We start from the raw sequence: 17,062 nt of genomic DNA on the forward strand, positions 1-17,062 counted from the left end.
TAGATCGTGCCCGATTCCGTGCCTTACTCGTATGCGCCGCTACCGTCGCCGTAGCCGCCGCCCAGCGCCGGCCGCAACCTGCCGTTCATCGCAACGGGCGCGGCGACCATACAATCCGTGGTCAACATCAACGATGCGACCGAAATGGCATTTTGCAGCGCCGAGCGCGTGACCTTCAGCGGATCGACGATACCGAACGCGATCATATCGCCGTACCGGGCGGCCTTGGCGTCATAGCCGTAGGTGCCGGCGGCCTCGGCGACGGCGTGGACGACGGCTTGCCCATCCGCGCCCGCATTCTGCGCGATCTGCCGCAGCGGCCAAGTCAGCGCGTGACTGACGATGGATGCCCCGATGCGCTCGATATCCGCGGCGCCGTTACCGTTCATGAGCACGCGCCGCGCCCGCACGAGCGCGACGCCGCCGCCCGCGACGATGCCTTCCGCGACCGCCGCGCGCGTGGCATGGAGCGCATCGTCGAAGCGGTTGCGGCGCTCGCGCAGCGCCGCCTCGGTGGCCGCGCCGACCTTGATCACGGCCACGCCGCCGGCGAGTTTGGCGAGCCGCTTTGTCAACGTATCGCGCTCGTAGTCGTTCTTCGCGTTCGCGATCCGGTCCTTGATGAGTGCGATACGCGCATCGATACGGGCGCGATCGCCGCCGCCGGCGATGATCGTCGTGGTATCGCGCGCGATTTCGATACGGCGCGCGGTGCCCAAATCGTCGAGCGTCGCGCGTTCGATCGTGCGGCCCAACTGCGGCGAGATGACGGTCGCGCCCGTCAGCGCGGCGAGATCGGCAAGCTGCTCCGTGCGCTGTTCGCCGAAGCCGGGCGAACGAATAGCGCACGACTTCAGCGTGCCGCGCAGATGATTGACGACGAGGGTCGCGAGCGCCTCGCCCTCGATCTCGTTGGCGAAGATCACGAGCGGTTTCGTGCTTGCACTGACGGCCTCCAGCACGGGGAGCAAATGCGCGACCGAGGTCACGCTCATATCGGCAAGCAAGACGCGCGGTTCGTCGAGGACGAGCTCGCGGCCCGACGCTTCGACGAAAAGCGGCGAGATGTAGCCGCGTTCGACGAGCGAGCCGTCGACTAGCTCGAGCTCGTCCTCGAGTTTGGATCCGTCCTCGATGCTGATCGCGCCGTCGTTGCCGACGCGTTCGACCGCGCGGGCGACGAGCTCGCCGATGCTCGCATCGCCGCTTGCCGATATAGTCGCGATCTGCCGCATCTCTTCGATGCTCGCACAGGGTTTGGCAAGCTGTTGCAACTCCGCCAACACGCGTTTTCCGGCCGCTTCGATCGCGCGCTTCAATTCCATCGGATCGTGCCCCGCGGCGACGCATTTCATGCCTTCGACGATGATCGCCTGGGCCAGCGTCGTAGCCGTGGTCGTGCCGTCGCCGGCAACCTCGCTCGTCTTGGTCGCGACCTCGCGCAGCAGGCACGCGCCCATTTCCTCGAACGGATCGGTGAGATCGATGTGGTTGGCGACGATCACGCCCGAGTTCGCCACGAGCGGGGCCGCATCCGGGCGTTCGACGATGACGTTGCGCCCGCCCGGGCCGAGCGTGACTTTCACGGCTTCGGCTAGCGCGTTGACGCCGCGCACCAGTAGATGACGAGCGTCCTGATGATAGATCAGCACCTTCGCGGTCATGGCGATCTCCCCAAGCTGCGTATGCAGTTGCCGGGCAAGCGCATTTGCGCCGCCTCGGCGGTGTTCGATAGCGGCAGCTTAGTAAGCGATGGGCAGTGAGCCGTTGATTTTCGTCAAAAGCCATACCCGGCCGCAATTCGCCGAATTGCGAATACTTTCTCGACGCAGCGCAGGGGCGAACGCACATTCCGCATGCCCTTAGACGAACTAAAATCGAACAGCGAGGCCTCGATATGTCGAGGACCGGTTGATGATCAAAGTCGTCCTGGCTGGAACGCAAAGCCCGGCATTGGCGAATTTGCGCGCCTTGCTCGAATCCACTGCGGGCATCGAGTTGGCGGGGCAAGCACCGCTTGCGGCGCAGGCCGCAACGTATGCGCTCGAGCGAGGCGCCCCCGTGCTCGCGATTTATCTGGCGGCATCGGCGAGCGATACCTTCGATGTGATCAGACGATTGCGCGAGGCGGCGCCCACCGTGCGGATCCTCGTCGTCAGCGCGCATGCGGAAAGAGCTTTCGCCGCGCATGCGTTCGAAGCCGGCGCAAGCGGCTACCTCTGGGACAGCACGGTCGAGAGCGAGCTTTCGAGCGCGGTCGCCGAACTCGCGGGAGGCGGTCTTTATGTCAGTCTCGATGTACAGCGCCGCCCGCGCCGCGGGTTGCGAGCCGCCGACGGCGCGAAGCGCGGACGCAAAGGCGCGCGCGACGCCTCACGTCATTAGCGGTGGCGGGCCATGAATATCGGCGCGATCTGTACGCGGGAAGTCGTGACGTGCCGGACTACCGATACGGCGCTCGACGTCGCGAAATTGCTTCGCACGTGCCATGTCGGCGATGTATTCGTGCGCGACGAACGTGAAGGCAAGCACGTGCTGTGCGGCATCCTAACCGACCGGGACCTCGTGCTTGCTGTCATCGCGAACGAAGTCGACCCGGCGAGCGTGTTCGTTTCCGAATTGATGTCCGCGCCGCTCGTCGTCGCACTCGAATCCGAAGGCATCGAACATGTGCTGCGCCGAATGCGGCTGCACGGCGTGCGGCGCGTGCCGGTCACGAATGCACTCGGAGAACTCGTCGGCGTCGCGAGCGCGGACGATCTGCTCGACGCGATCACGACCTTGCTCGACGATTTGCGGCACGTCAGCATGCGTCAGACGCTGTTCGAGCAAAAGGGCCGAAGCTAGGCACGCCATAGATGCCGCGGATATCGGCTGGGCCTTCGTTGACGCAAGTCAATCCGGCCGGCGGTGCGCGTCATAGGCTGACCATGCCGGGCGACGTTTACGTTCCTCTCCCCCCGATATCGGCGCAACGCGCGCAAGTCACGACCAGGAGCATTCTTATGAGCGATCACACGAGGCCCTTCAAAACGGGCGAGCACGCAGAAGTCTTTCCTGGGCTCGGGCACGATCCCTATCGGCTGCGCGGCAAGTTACACGAACCGTCGGTGTGTCCGAGTTGCGGCGTCGTGTATACGGGCGGGCGTTGGCAATGGCTTGCGCGCCCGGCCGACGCCCAAGAGGCAGCATGCATCGCGTGCCGCCGCACGGCGGACCGCTTGCCGGCGGGCTATCTGACGATCGACGGCGAGTTCGCCGCCCAGCATCAGGTTGAAATCATCGACTTGTTGCGACGCGACGAAGCGAAGACACGTGCGCAACATCCGATGAAACGCATTATGTCGATCGAGGCGAGCAATGGTGCGACCGTTGTCGAGACGACGGACCTGCATTACACGCGCGATCTAGGCGAGGCGTTGAAGTCGGCTTTTCAGGGCACGCTCGAGATCAAATACAGCCGCGATCAGGATCTCGCGCGGGTCCATTGGCGACGCTGATTTTTCGCAACGGTACGCTTCGCGTACGATCGCAAGCGCGGTGCCGGTCAATGTGCGCCACCGCGCTGAAAGCCTGGCGCCAGGTGAGTCATCATGCCCCTGCATAACGCCGAGATGGCATCGGTGTTCGAGCAGATCGCCGATTTGCTCGAAATCCAAGGTGCGAACCCTTTCCGCGTGCGGGCCTATCGGAATGCCGCGCGCTCGGTCGGCGAATTCGGCAAGAGCGTGCCCGCGATGATCGAGCAAAACGAAGATGTGAAACGCATCGCGGGAATCGGCGACGACCTCGCGGCCAAACTACGCGAGATCGCCGCGACCGGCACATGCGAGTTGCTCACGCGCCTACGCGCGGAAATGCCGGCGGCCATCACCGAATTGCTGCAAGTGCAGGGGCTCGGGCCGAAGCGGGTACGCGCGCTGTACGACGCCCTGCATGTGCAAACGATCGAGCAATTGCGCGAGGCCGCCGAACAAGGATTGATTCGCACGGTCCCCGGCTTCGGCGAGAAGACGCAGGCGCATATCCTCGAGCGCTTGGAAGCGCATGCGCATAAGTCGCGGCGATTTGCGCTCGCGTTCGCCGAGCGCGACGCTCTGCCGTTGCTGGCGCATCTGCGCACAGGTAAGGGCGTCGAGCAGGCCGTCGTCGCCGGCAGTTTCAGACGTCGTTGCGAAACCGTCGGCGATCTCGACATCCTCGCGACCGCGCGCGACGGCCGGGCAGTGATCGAGCATTTCGTGCGCTACGGCGAGGTCCGCCAGGTGCTCGCGCGAGGCGATACGCGATCGAGCGTCGTGCTCGCAAGCGGGATGCAAGTGGATTTGCGCGTCGTCGAGCCGGAAAGTTTCGGGGCGGCGCTCGTCTATTTCACCGGTTCGAAGGCACACAACATCGCCATGCGTCGGATCGCCCAGGGACTGCGGCTCAAGATCAACGAATACGGCGTTTTTCGCGGCGAGGATCGTATCGCGGGACGCACCGAGGAATCGGTCTATGCCGCGATCGGTCTCGATTGGGTGCCGCCTGAGTTGCGCGAGCGCCACGGCGAGATCGAAGCGGCCCACGCACACACATTGCCGTGCTTGATCGAGCGTGCGGACCTTGTCGGCGATTTGCACGCGCACACGCGTGCCAGCGACGGACGCGCGTCCTTGCTCGAGATGGCGCTCGCCGCACGCGAGCGCGGGTTGCAGTATTTGGCGGTCACGGATCATTCGAGTGGGGCGGACGGCACGCGCGGCTTGGACGCGGCGCACCTCGGCCGGCAAATCGATGAAATCGACGCGCTGAATCGAACGCTGCACGGCGTCGTGCTACTCAAGGGCATCGAAGTCGACATTCTCGAGGACGGCCGGCTCGGTCTGCCCGACGCCATACTCGAGCGGCTGGATATCGTAGTCGGCGCCGTTCACACCGGTTTCGACTTGCCGCGCGCGCGGCAGACGGAGCGCGTCCTTCGCGCGCTGGAACATCCGTCGATGTCGATCCTTGCGCACCCGACGGGCCGGTTGATCGGCGAGCGGGAGCCATGCGACATCGATCTCGTCCGCGTGATGCGGCGGGCGCGCGCATTGGGCTGCCATCTAGAGCTTGACGCGCAACCCAATCGCCTCGACTTGACCGACACCTATTGCCGCATGGCCAAAGCCGAGGGCGTGCTGGTTGCAATCGATTCCGATGCGCACGACAGCGCAGGTTTCGACGATCTTCGCTATGGCGTCGATCAGGCCCGCCGCGGCTGGCTCGAAACGAAAGACGTGCTGAACACGCGAGGGCTCGACGCACTGCGGCCATTGTTGCGGGCGTCGGCGTCGCGATTGGAGAGGACTTCATGAAGCTGCCGCCAGGCACGGTGCTGCTGACCGACCTTTACGAATTGACGATGCTGCAAGCGTACTTCGATGCCGGCGTGAACGAAACGGCATCGTTCGAATTGTTCGTGCGTGCTTTGCCGATGCACCGCAATTTCCTCATGGCGGCCGGCCTCGAGCAGGTGATCGAGTATTTGGAACAGCTTCGGTTCGCCCCCGAGGAATTGTCGGCGCTCTCCAAGACGGGGCGATTTCCCGTGCCGTTTCTTCGCTCGCTCGAGCACCTGCGCTTTACGGGCGACGTCGATGCGATGCGCGAGGGCACGGTGTTTTTCCCCGATGAGCCGATCCTGCGGATCACGGCGCCGATGCGCGAAGCGCAACTGATCGAGAGCCGCGTGATGAACCTGGCCCACTTCGAAACGGTCGTCGCAAGCAAGGCCGCACGCTGCGTGCTCGCGGCACCCGACAAGTTGCTCGTCGATTTCGGTTTGCGCCGCGCACATGGGGCGGAAGCTGCATTGCTCTCCGCGCGCGCATCGTATCTCGCCGGCTTCGGCGGCACCGCGACGGTTGCTGCGGGGCTCACGTTCGATATTCCGATCTACGGGACGATGGCGCATTCGTATGTCCAGGCGTATGCGGACGAGGCGCTCGCCTTCGAAGCCTTCGCACGTTCGCAACCGGCCAATGCGACGCTCTTGCTCGATACCTACGATACCGAAGCGGCTGCGCGTAAGGTCGTCGCGCTGGCGCCGTTGCTCGCCCGCGACGGTATCGTCATTCAAGGCGTGCGCCTCGATAGCGGCGATCTCGGCGAGCATGCCCGGCGGGTGCGTCGAATTCTCGACGACGGCGGGCTGACCGGCGTGACGATCTTCGCGAGCGGCAATCTCGACGATTACCGCCTGCGTCAACTGATTGCCGAGCAGGCCCCCATCGACGGGTTCGGCGTGGGCACGCGCATGAACACCTCGGCCGATGCACCGTATCTCGATTGTGCATACAAGCTCGTGGAATATGCGGGCGAGCCGCGCCGCAAGCGTTCGGAGGGCAAGGCGACGTGGCCCGCCCGCAAGGCCGTCTATCGGCTCTGGGGACCCAACGGCGTCATGGCGGGCGACTGGATCACGCTGGCGCGCGAGCGCCGCGACGGCGAGCCGCTGCTCGAACCCGTCATGCGAGGCGGGGTGCGCTGCGAGCAGCCGGTCACGCTTTCGTGCGCACGCGAACATGCCCGTCGGCAACTACGGGCGCTGCCCGGCGCGCAGCGCTCGTTGGACGTCGACGAGCCATACCCTGTCGCGATCTCCGACGGCCTGCGCGAACTGGCGCGGCGGCTCGACGAGGGGCGGCCCGGCTAGCCGGTGTCGCTCTCGTCGCGCGTTACACGACGCCCAATTCGCGCAACGCGGTATCGACGGCATGTTTCGCTTTTTCGACGATCTCGTCGATTTCGGCGTGCGAGACGACGAGCGGCGGAGACAGAAGCATGCGGTCGCCCGAGGCGCGCATGACGAGATTGCTTTTGAAGCAGCGATCGCGGCAGGCTAGGGCGATTTCGCCGCCGTCGCCGAAGCGTTTTCGGTCGTTGCGCGACTGCGCGAACTGGATGCCTGCGACGAGGCCGGCGCCGGCCACTTCACCGATATGCGGATGATCGCCGAACGCCTCGCGCAAGCTCGATTGGAAGTAAGGGCCGGTATCGTTTTTGACGCGATCGACGATGCCTTCGTCGCGCAGCAGCGTCAGGTTAGCGACGGCGACCGCCGCCGCGACGGGGTGGCCCGAGTACGTGTACCCGTGGTTGAAGTCGCCGTTTTCGACGATGGGCTTCGCGATACGTTCGTGCAGCGCGACGGCGCCCATCGGCACGTAGCCGCTCGTCAGTCCCTTCGCGAGCGTGAGCAGATCGGGTTCGAACCCGAAATGCTGATGCGCGAACCATTCCCCCGTGCGGCCGAAGCCGCCGATGACTTCGTCGGCGATCAGCAGCACGTCGTAGCGGCGGCAAATGCGTTCGATCTCGGGCCAATAGGTTGACGGCGGAAAGATGACGCCGCCCGCGCCTTGAAACGGCTCGCCGATGAAAGCGGCAACGTTCTCCGGTCCCAACTCGATAATCTTGGATTCAAGCTGCCGGGCGCGCTCGAGCCCGAATTGCTCGGGCGACATCCGCTCGGGGGCTTCGGCGAAAAAGTAGGGTTGATCGATATGAACGACGTGCTCGACCTTCGAGGGCATTTGCTCGTGCATGTAATCCATGCCGCCGAGCGTCGCCCCGGCGATCGTCGAGCCGTGATAGCCGTTTTTGCGCGAGATCACGTATTTTTTCGACGGTTTGCCCTGGGCCGCCCAATATTGATAGACGACGCGCAGCGCCGTATCGTTGGCTTCGGATCCGCTGTTGCAGTAGAAGAAGTGCTTGAACGGCGCAGGTGTGAGCTCGGAGAGCAGCGCCGACAATGCGATGACGGGCGGATGCGTCGTCTTGAAGAACGTATTGTAAAAGGGCAGTTCGCACAGTTGGCGGTAGGCGGCCTGCGCCAGTTCGTGGCGGCCGTATCCGACGTTGACGCACCAGAGCCCGGCCATGCCGTCGATGATGCGATTGCCGTCGGAGTCCCATAGATAGACGCCCTCGGCCTTGACGATCACGCGGCTGCCGGCGCGATTGAGCGCGCCCATGTCGGAAAACGGATGCAGGTGATGCGCGGCATCGAGCGCGCGGTAGTCGGCGGTGCTGGGCGAATGCGTGCGTTCTTGGACCGTGGCGGTGAACGGATCGAAATCGTGATTCATATAGCCTCCAGGGAAACGAGTGGCTGAAGCGTTTAAACGTGCAGCAATAGGTGCCTGCGTTCCCAAGAGCTGATCACTCGGAAAAACGCGTCGTATTCGGTTTCCTTCAGCGCAAGGTACGACTTGACGAATGCGTCGCCGAGGATCGAAGCGAGCGGCTCGGACGCCGCCATCAGCGTGAGGCCTTCCTCGAGATTGCGCGGCAATTGATAGGGCATTCGGTAGCCGTCGTTGGCGAGCGGTTCGGTGGGCGTGAGCCGCTGCGTGAGGCCGAGATAGCCCGCGGCCAGCGTGCCCGCGATGGCGAGATACGGATTGCAGTCCACGCCCGGGATGCGGTTCTCTATCCGTCGCGCATCGGGCGAGGCATGCGGTACGCGGAACCCCACCGTACGGTTGTCGTATCCCCACTGCACGTTGATCGGCGCGGCCATGAAACGCGACAGACGCCGATAGGAATTAATGTACGGCGCGAAGATCGGCATCAGTGCCGGCGTATATTTCTGTAGACCCGCGATGTACTGATAGAACATCTCGGTCGGTGCGCCGTCGCGTCCCGTGAACAGGTTCCGGCCTGTTTCCATGTCCACGACGCTTTGGTGCACGTGCATGGCGGAGCCGGGCTCGCCTTCCATCGGCTTGGCCATGAACGTCGCGTACATATGATGGCGCAGGGCGGCCTCCCGCACGGTGCGCTTGAAGAGGAATACGCGGTCCGCCAGGTTGAGCGGGTCGCCATGTAGGAAATTGATTTCCATTTGCGCCGCGCCCACTTCGTGGATCAGCGTATCGACTTCGAGTTCTTGGATCTCGCAATACTCGTAGATGTCCTCGAACAGCGGATCGAACTCGTTGACCGCTTCGATCGAATAGGCCTGACGTCCCGTCTCCGCACGCCCCGTGCGGCCCACCGGCGGGCGCAGCGGCAAGTCGGGATCCTTGTTCATCTCCACGAGGTAGAACTCGAGTTCCGGGGCGATGACGGGCTTCCAGCCCTTCGCTTTGTATAGATCGAGCACACGGCGCAAGACGCGGCGCGGCGAGATCTCGACGGGCGATCCGTCGAAATGGACGCAATCGTGAATCACCTGCGCCGTGGGATCGACGGCCCAGGGGATGAGCCGGATCGTCGAGGCGTCGGGCACGCAGACCATGTCGGGATCCGTGACTCCGGTCAACCCCCCGTCATCGGGATATTCGCCCGTCACCGTTTGAATCATGACCGCTTGCGGCAGGCGCATCGATTCGCCCGATTCGAATTTGCTGCGCGGAATGATCTTGCCGCGTGCGATGCCGGCCATATCGGGGATGATCGCCTCGATCTCGGTGATATGGTGCTTCTTGAGAAATTCGTCGATCTCGTACATGAGAGTCCTCGCTTCGTTGTTATGGATAGGGGCGATGAGCGTTCGAACGCCATCCGCCTAACCGCGCGCGCTCGCACGCGCGGTGTGTCTCGCTAGGCACGCCGCGCCGAACGCGCGGAAGATCGCGCTTGAAAGCGGATCGCTCGCATAGCGCCACTCCGGGTGCCACTGCACGCCGAGGGCGAACGCGCTCGCGCCGGCCACGCGCGCGGCTTCGATCAAACCGTCGGGCGCGACGGCCTCGGCAACCAGTGCCGGCGCGAGCGCGTCGACGCCTTGCGCATGCAGCGAGTTCACCCGTACCTCGGCGCTCGCGCCGGCGAGCGAATGCAATAGCCCGTCTTCGCAAAGGCGCACGCTGTGCGCAGGGCCGTATTGAACGTCGAGCGGGTCCGTCAGATTTTCGCGATGGTCGTCGTGGCCATCGATCGCGTGCACGTTTTGATGAAGCGTGCCGCCGAAAGCGACGTTCATTTCTTGAAAGCCGCGGCAGATCGCGAGTACAGGGACGCCAAGCTCGACGGCGGCAACAAGGAGCGGTAGCGCCGTGGCGTCGCGCGCCGGGTCGTGTAGCGTGCCCGGCGCGCTGGCAGGTCCGCCGTAATGACGCGGTTCGACGTTAGAGTGGCTGCCCGTGAACAGCAGACCGTCGAGCGCATGAAGGAGCGCCGAAGCGGACTGCCGTTCGCCGAGCGCGGGAACGGCGAGTGCGAGCGCATCGGCGCCTTCGACAACCGCCGTGAGGTACTTGTCGCCGACGACATGCGTGAGATGCATGCCGATTTCAGAGGTGTCGGCGGTCACGCCGATGAGCGGTTTGCTTAGCATAACTAACTAATTGATTTTGATTGGGCGCGAATGCGTGCGTGGGCCGCAGTCGACATCGAAGCCGACGACAGGCGAGGCGCAGCGTGAGCATCGTTGCGCCGGCGTTACGCGAGTTCGAGCCTCGCGAAAGACGCGAATAGGCGGCGAGTCGAGCGCGTAAGAGGCGCCGGCGACGATGCGAACGTTGGACTGACGGGAAGGAGGCGCTACGGCAGCAGTGAGGCGACGTCGTCGAGGTGGACGGCGATGTATGCGCGTGCGGACGTGACGTTGTGACGTCGAACGCAGCGGCGGGACAAGATCGTGAAGACGGACAGGAACCGGCGGAACGCAAGCGGGCCGTTGCTGCCGTCGGCGATGGCGCGGCCGGTGCGAATACGATTCGCGACCTGCTTACGGTTCCATCTAACCAAAGGGCCTCGGACTCTCACGGTATGACTCGACTCGGTGACAAGGAGGGTATTGCACGCCTCGCTTCGCGGCACACATCGCGAACCGCGAGACAAGGCGGAAGGTTTCGGCGCCGGCACGCGAATCCGCTCGGCATGTGCAATCGTTGCGCGGGGACGTACTTCCGCACAAAAAAGGCCGAAACCTGACTGTCAGCATATATGAGCTAAGCGTGCCGTCAATCCCTTTCCAAAAAATCGGGCACGGTTTTACGCGCAATGCATGGTGCACCGCAGTGCGTGCCCAGCTTCGGGCGAGCACCTCCCGTTCGACCGATACGCGTCATTAAAGTTCGCCGATCCGCCGGTACCGACATCTGATTAGAATGTTCAGGAAAAATTGCGCGACATCCCATTTTTCGAGACGGTTTGGATAACGATCGATTTTCCGCTTCGATCGACGGCGATCGCAGGCGGTCGAGCTTGCGTGCAGGTATGCGATCGAGGCATGCGCTCGTAAAATACTCCGAGCTCAAATCCACGCTCATTAGGCTGCATTGAACGATATTAGGTTTTTCTCATGACGGATCGGGTTCACGGCGACGGCGCCATTCGACGTTCTTCAAATTACGGCTCTTCGGTCGAAAACACTTACGCGGGCGTGCTTTCGTTCATGCGCCGCCGCTATACGCGCGAGCTTGACGGCGTCGATGTCGCCATCTCCGGTATTCCGCTCGATCTAGCCACGACGTTCCGCTCGGGGGCACGGTTAGGACCCGCGGCGATTCGCGCCGCCAGCGTGCAGCTTGCCGAACTCAATCCCTATCCGTGGGGCTTCGATCCGTTCGACGATCTCGCCGTCGTCGATTGCGGCGATTGCTGGCTCGACGCGCACAATCCGCTCACGATCAAACCCGCGATCGTCGAGCACGCACGGACCATCTTGCGTAGTGGCGCGAAGATGCTGACGCTCGGCGGCGATCATTTCGTCACGTATCCGCTTTTGATTGCGCATGCCGAGCGATATGGCGCGCCGTTGTCTCTGATTCATTTCGATGCGCATTGCGACACCTGGCCCGACGATGAGCCCGATAGCCTCAATCACGGCACGATGTTCTACAAGGCTGTGAAAGACGGACTCATCGATCCGGCCACGTCGGTGCAAATCGGAATCCGCACTTGGAACGACGACTTCATGGGGATGCATGTGCTCGATGCGCCCTGGGTGCACGAACACGGTACCCGGGCCGCCGTCGAGCGGATCCTAGCCGTAGTGGGCGAGCGGCCCGCGTATTTGACGTTTGATATCGACTGCCTCGATCCCGCATTCGCGCCGGGCACCGGCACGCCCGTGGCGGGTGGGCTGTCGTCGGCGCAGGCGCTTGCGATCGTGCGTGCGCTCGGTCGAGCGAACATCGTCGGCGCCGACGTCGTAGAAGTTGCCCCGGCCTACGACCACGCCGAGATCACGGCGATCGCCGCGGCGCATGTCGCCTGCGATCTGTTGTGCCTTTGGCGGCAGCGCAAGGTTGGACCCGAGTCGGCTTAATCGCGAACGCGCGCGTTTGTCGATCGGGCGGCGAGGCACGTCGCGCCGGCGTACGTGACTCCCGCTAGCACGCCCACGACCGTCAAGGCCGTCGACAAATGCGTGGCCAGCACCGCGGCCGCGCCGGCGAACGCAACGCCGAGCAAGCTGCCCGCTTGGCGCAACGCATTGAGCAAGCCCGACGCGACCCCGGCCGATTCGGCCGGCACCTGTTCGAGAATGGTCGAAATCATCGGCGGCACCGAGAGCGCCGTGCCCGCACCGAAGGCGGCCATCGCCGCGACCACCCATGCCCAAGGTGCGTTCGTCTCCAATAGCGCCGTCATCGCGGGCCCGGCGAGCGTGGCCGCCCCAAGACCGATCGTCATCATGCCCGTGGCGCTCACGCGGCCTTGCAGCTTGCCGGCCAGGACGTTACCGAGCGACAAGCTCGCGGCCATCGGCAACATCGCGAGGCCCGTGTGCCGCGCGTCGAGCCCGCGTACGCCGTGCAGATACAGGCTCAGCAGGAACAGCACGGAAAAGTAGCCGATATAGACGAGCGTGCCGCTCGCGTTCATCGCGACGAACTTCGCGTTGCCGAACCAAGCGAGCGGGACCATCGGGTGCGCGGCGCGTCGTTCGACGGCGGCCAATGCCGCGGCGGATATGACGGTCACGGCTATCGCCACCCAAACCTCGGGGGAGGCTAGGCCTCGCGTGGGTAGCTCGATCGCCGTGAAACAGAGTGCCGCCAGTGCGATCGTGCTCGCAACTTGGCCTTGAAGGTCGAAGCCGCTTCGACGGACGGCCTTGCTACCCGCCTTAACGATCGCCCAAGCGCCGGCTAATGCGACGATGCCCGTCGGTACATTCACGAGAAACGCGCTGCGCCAGCCGAACCCGTCGACGAGCAGCCCGCCGGCCACGGGCCCGATTGCCGCCGCGATCGATGCGATGCCGGCCCAGGCGGCGATGGCGCGCGCACGTTCCGCCGGATCGTCGAACGTCGCGCGCACGATCGAGAGCGAGGCGGGCAGGAACAATGCCGCCCCGGTGCCTTGGGCGAAACGCGCCGCGACGAGTGTGCCGACGGACGGCGCGAGCCCGCATGCGGCGGACGCGGCGACGAACAGCGCAAGGCCGCAAAGATAGACGGATTTGGCACCGAACCGGTCGGACGCCACGCCGCCGGCAAGGATCAGCGCGGCGAAACTGAGCGTATAGGCGTCGACGATCCATGCAAGACCGGCCACGGACGCGTTCAGATGCGCGCGCATCGAGGGCAGGGCGACGTTGACGATCGTCGTGTCGAGGACCGCCATGAACATGCCGCTTGCCACGAGGACGAGCGCCATGCGCCGGCGCACGGCATCTGCGCGCTCGCGTGCCGGGTCGGGAAAGATCGGTTCTACTGCGCAGTCCGTCATGAATTCCTCCGTTTTGCGGCATCGTGCGATGCCGACTCTGACCGAAGTCTATAGACTGACGGTGCTGCGTTAAAGCGGTGAATCTGCAAGCCGATGATGCAAAAATGCATCAATAAAAATTCGATCGAAAACGCTACGAATACTCGTAAATCGCCATGACGAACTGGGACAACGCGCGCTTCTTTTTGGCTGTCGCGCGCACGGGCACATTGCGCGGCGCCGCATCGCGCTTGGGCGTGGATCAAGCGACGGTCGGCCGGCGTATCGCCGCGCTCGAAGAGGCGCTGTCGGCGCGGCTGTTTCTGCGCACCCCGGCGATGTACGTGCTGACGAGCGCCGGCGAGGCGCTGATTGCGCCGGCCGAGGCGATGGAGCAGGCCGTCCATCAGATCGAGCGGCGCATCGTCGGCATGGACGACCAGCTGTGCGGCACGATTCGGGTCGCGACGACCGACTCGCTCGGCAAACGCTTCGTCGTGCCCGCGATTGCAATGCTCCGGGCTTCGCATCCCGGCATCGAAGTGGTTTGCGTCACGTCGCCGGGCCTTGCGAACTTGACTCGGCGCGAGGCCGACGTCGCCATCCGCACGCTGCGGCCCGAATCGCCCGATTTGATCGTTCGGCGCCTGGCCCAGCTGGAATCGGGCATTTATGCCTCGCGCGCCTACCTGGCGGCGCGCGGCTCGCCCAGCGAGGGTGCGGCGTTCGAAGGGCACGATCTGCTCATGTACCAGCGCAATCTCGTGCCGTCGATGTGGGAGGCGTTGTGCGGCGAGTCCACGCATCGGGGGCGCGTGGCATTCCAAACCTCGTCCACCATGATGCTGTTCGAGGCCGCGATCGCCGGGCTCGGCGTGACCGAGCTGCCGTGCTTCCGGGCCGATCGGGAGCCCGAACTCGTGCGCGTCATGGGCAACCGGGCCGACCGCTTCGACGTTTGGCTCGTGGCGCATGCCGATTTGTACAAGACTGCCCGGATTCAGGCGTTCATCGAGGCCGTCGCGCAGGCGTTCGATCAAGCGTCGTGAATCCCGTTGCCGTGGGCAATGCGCGGTTCGCGCCGAAACTCGAGCAAAGGCTCTACTATCGCCGTTGCGCGCGACACGTTAATCTTGCGCGTCGTTACTTGGAGCGAACACAACAATGAAACAAAACAATCCGTTGTTAGCCGTAACACTGTTGTCCTGTCTGACCGCCTCGAGCGCTTCCTGGTCCGCCGATCTTCCCCCCGTCGCCCCCGTGCGTCCCGTCACCAACGTCTACTTCGGCACGCCGTTCGTGGACCCTTACCGCTACATGGAGAATCTGAAGGACCCCGAAGTTCAAGATTGGATGAAGGCGCAAAACGATTACACGCGTCGCGCGCTCGCCGCCATTCCGGCGCGCGAGGGGCTGGCTCAGCGCGTGGAGACGTTGATGGGCGGCGACTTGCGCCGCACGAGCTTTACGCGCCGCGGCCATCGGCTGTTCTATCAAACGGCCGCCGCAGGCGATAACCTGCTCAAGCTGGCCTATCGCGACGGCGTGAACGGCGAGGAACACGTCCTCGTCGATCCGGCGAAGCTTTCGACCGACAGCACGCGCCATTTCGCGCTCGATTGGTACATGCCGTCATGGGACGGCCGCTATGTCGCCTACGGGATTTCGGAAGGGGGCTCGGAGCAAAGCGTGTTGCACGTGATCGACGTCCAGACGGGCCGCCAGCTCGCCGAGTCGATCGATCGGACAAGCTCGTGCATCGTTTCCTGGCGTAACGACAACCGCTCGTTCTTTTACCTGCGCTATCCGAAGGTCGGTCCCGACACGCCGCCGGCGCTGCAAGAGTACAACGCCGTTGCACACGTGCACGTGCTGGGGCAAAACGAGAACGGCGACGGCGATGTGGCCGTTTTCGGCCGCGGCGTCTCGCCGAAGATCGATGTGCCCGAAGGTCAAGCCGCCTATGTGATGGTCTCGCCCGATTCGCCGTACGCGGTGGCGGTGGCCAATCACAACATGGACAACAATCCGAATACGTTCTACGTGACGCGCATCGCCGATATCCATGGCGCCGACACGCCGTGGCGGAAGATCGCCAGCCCCGAGGACGGCGTCGTCGACGTGCAGCTGCATGGCGACCGCCTTTACGCGCTGACGGGTAAAGACGCCTCGCGTTTCAAGATCGTTTCGGCGCCGCTCGCGCATCCCGATCTCGCTCGGGCCCAAGTCGTCGTGCCCGAGGGCACCAACGTCATCGATTCGTTCACGCTCGGCGCCGACGGCATCTACCTGGCCGAACGCGCAGGGGCGACCTTCGAGCTGCATCGCGCCGGTTTCGACGGCAAGAACGATACGACGATCGCGCTGCCGTTCGCGGGAGCGATCCATGATCTCGCCACCGATACGAAGTTGCCCGGCGTGATGTTCGCGCTGCATAGCTGGACGAAATCGCCGCGCGAGCTCGCCTATGCGCCGGGCGCGGCCGGCGCGGCCGACACGGGCTTGATTCCGCCGTCGAAGACCGAATCGGACGACTTGCAGGCCCAAGAGAGCTTCGCCATTAGCTATGACGGTACGCGCGTTCCCGTGTCGATCATTTCGAAGAAGGACATCAAGGCCGACGGCACGCATCCGACGATCATCTACGGCTACGGCAGCTACGGCCTTTCGATGGATCCGAACTACCAACCCGCCTGGCGCGCTTGGTTCGAGCAAGGCGGCATCATGACGGTCGTGCATATGCGCGGCGGCGGCGAGTACGGCGACGCTTGGCATCGCGCCGGTCAAAAGCAGTGGAAGATCAACACGATGTTCGACTTCCTCGCGGGCGCGCATTACATGATCGACCACGGCTACACCCAGCGCCAATACCTCGTGGCCAACGGCCGCAGCGCAGGCGGGATCGTAATGGGCGGCGCCTTGACGATCGATCCGGGCTTGTTCCGGGTCGTGCTCGACGATGTTGGCGTGTCCGACACGCTGCGCTTCGAGACGGAACCGAACGGCCCGCCGAACGTGCCCGAAATGGGCTCGACGGCGACGGAAGCCGGTTTCCACGGCGTGTACTCGATGAGCGCCTACGCGCACATTCATGACGGCACGCCGTATCCGGCCGTCATGTTCACGACGGGGGCGAACGATCCGCGCGTGTCGCCGTGGCACATGCTCAAAATGACGGCGCGCGTGCAAGCGGCTACGTCGAGCGGTCGCCCGGTGCTGTTGCGTGTCGACTACGACGCGGGGCACGGCATCGGCTCGAGCGTGAAGCAAACGGCCGACCGTTTTGCGGACGAATGGGCGTTTGCGCTTTGGCAGACCGGCGCTAGCGCCTTCCAGCCGAAGTCGCACTAAGCCGCTTTGTCCGCCTTCGGATGTTTCCGGGGCGGACAAGCGCCGCGCAGCCTCTACGCCTCGTCGGGCGCCG

14 protein-coding genes are annotated in these 17,062 nt (G+C 64.2%); 8 read left to right on the plus strand and 6 right to left on the minus strand.

What is annotated here, in order from left to right:
• Nucleotides 1-23: 23 nt before the first annotated feature.
• The gene (gene groL / locus AB1286_RS01140) at nucleotides 24-1,664 is read right to left on the minus strand and encodes a chaperonin GroEL (RefSeq protein ID WP_430361532.1); all 1,641 of its coding nucleotides are present in this window, start codon (nucleotides 1,662-1,664) and stop codon (nucleotides 24-26) included.
• Between the two features lie 250 nt (nucleotides 1,665-1,914).
• Between groL and AB1286_RS01145 the strand changes: the two genes are divergently transcribed.
• The 5 genes from AB1286_RS01145 (at nucleotide 1,915) to AB1286_RS01165 (ending at nucleotide 6,679) form a co-directional block, all read left to right on the plus strand.
• Nucleotides 1,915-2,385, plus strand: coding sequence for a hypothetical protein (locus tag AB1286_RS01145; protein WP_430361533.1), 471 nt, complete (start codon nucleotides 1,915-1,917; stop codon nucleotides 2,383-2,385).
• 12 nt (nucleotides 2,386-2,397) lie between these two features.
• Nucleotides 2,398-2,847, plus strand: coding sequence for a CBS domain-containing protein (locus tag AB1286_RS01150; protein WP_430361534.1), 450 nt, complete (start codon nucleotides 2,398-2,400; stop codon nucleotides 2,845-2,847).
• Between the two features lie 158 nt (nucleotides 2,848-3,005).
• Nucleotides 3,006-3,500 carry a BCAM0308 family protein gene (locus AB1286_RS01155; protein ID WP_430361535.1) on the plus strand — a complete coding sequence of 165 codons (495 nt, stop codon included), beginning with the start codon at nucleotides 3,006-3,008 and terminating at the stop codon, nucleotides 3,498-3,500.
• 93 nt (nucleotides 3,501-3,593) lie between these two features.
• Nucleotides 3,594-5,339, plus strand: coding sequence for a DNA polymerase/3'-5' exonuclease PolX (polX, locus tag AB1286_RS01160; RefSeq protein WP_430361536.1), 1,746 nt, complete (start codon nucleotides 3,594-3,596; stop codon nucleotides 5,337-5,339).
• Nucleotides 5,336-6,679, plus strand: coding sequence for a nicotinate phosphoribosyltransferase (locus AB1286_RS01165; protein ID WP_430361537.1), 1,344 nt, complete (start codon nucleotides 5,336-5,338; stop codon nucleotides 6,677-6,679). The genes polX and AB1286_RS01165 overlap by 4 nt, the downstream gene beginning before the upstream one ends.
• A 22-nt stretch (nucleotides 6,680-6,701) precedes the next feature.
• Here AB1286_RS01165 and AB1286_RS01170 read toward each other — a convergent pair whose 3' ends face one another.
• The 4 genes from AB1286_RS01170 to AB1286_RS01185 all read right to left on the minus strand — a co-directional run bounded on the left by AB1286_RS01170 (nucleotide 6,702) and on the right by AB1286_RS01185 (nucleotide 10,725).
• On the minus strand, nucleotides 6,702-8,117 hold the full coding sequence (locus tag AB1286_RS01170) for an aspartate aminotransferase family protein (RefSeq protein WP_430361538.1): 1,416 nt from the start codon (nucleotides 8,115-8,117) through the stop codon (nucleotides 6,702-6,704).
• A gap of 32 nt (nucleotides 8,118-8,149) precedes the next feature.
• Nucleotides 8,150-9,484, minus strand: coding sequence for a glutamine synthetase family protein (locus AB1286_RS01175; RefSeq protein ID WP_430361539.1), 1,335 nt, complete (start codon nucleotides 9,482-9,484; stop codon nucleotides 8,150-8,152).
• A gap of 57 nt (nucleotides 9,485-9,541) precedes the next feature.
• The gene (locus AB1286_RS01180) at nucleotides 9,542-10,312 is read right to left on the minus strand and encodes a gamma-glutamyl-gamma-aminobutyrate hydrolase family protein (protein WP_430361540.1); all 771 of its coding nucleotides are present in this window, start codon (nucleotides 10,310-10,312) and stop codon (nucleotides 9,542-9,544) included.
• Nucleotides 10,313-10,518: 206 nt separating this feature from the next.
• Entirely contained in the window at nucleotides 10,519-10,725 is a 207-nt protein-coding gene (locus AB1286_RS01185; RefSeq protein ID WP_430361541.1) for a hypothetical protein, read from the minus strand.
• 556 nt (nucleotides 10,726-11,281) lie between these two features.
• Here AB1286_RS01185 and speB point away from each other — a divergent pair.
• Nucleotides 11,282-12,250, plus strand: a complete 969-nt coding sequence (gene speB, locus AB1286_RS01190) for an agmatinase (protein ID WP_430361542.1) — start codon at nucleotides 11,282-11,284, stop codon at nucleotides 12,248-12,250.
• Here speB and AB1286_RS01195 read toward each other — a convergent pair.
• Nucleotides 12,247-13,659: an MFS transporter gene (locus AB1286_RS01195; protein WP_430361543.1), complete on the minus strand. Its 1,413-nt coding sequence runs from the start codon at nucleotides 13,657-13,659 to the stop codon at nucleotides 12,247-12,249. The two genes, speB and AB1286_RS01195, sit on opposite strands and share 4 nt — an antisense overlap.
• A gap of 155 nt (nucleotides 13,660-13,814) precedes the next feature.
• Here AB1286_RS01195 and AB1286_RS01200 point away from each other — a divergent pair, with 155 nt between their 5' ends.
• Nucleotides 13,815-14,687 carry a LysR family transcriptional regulator gene (locus AB1286_RS01200; protein WP_430361544.1) on the plus strand — a complete coding sequence of 291 codons (873 nt, stop codon included), beginning with the start codon at nucleotides 13,815-13,817 and terminating at the stop codon, nucleotides 14,685-14,687.
• A gap of 115 nt (nucleotides 14,688-14,802) precedes the next feature.
• Nucleotides 14,803-16,989 (plus strand): prolyl oligopeptidase family serine peptidase, encoded by a 2,187-nt coding sequence (locus AB1286_RS01205; protein WP_430361545.1) that lies wholly within the window; start codon nucleotides 14,803-14,805, stop codon nucleotides 16,987-16,989.
• Nucleotides 16,990-17,062 lie beyond the last annotated feature (73 nt).

The sequence above is a fragment of the Trinickia sp. NRRL B-1857 genome, assembly GCF_050470685.1.
Lineage (GTDB): Bacteria > Pseudomonadota > Gammaproteobacteria > Burkholderiales > Burkholderiaceae > Trinickia.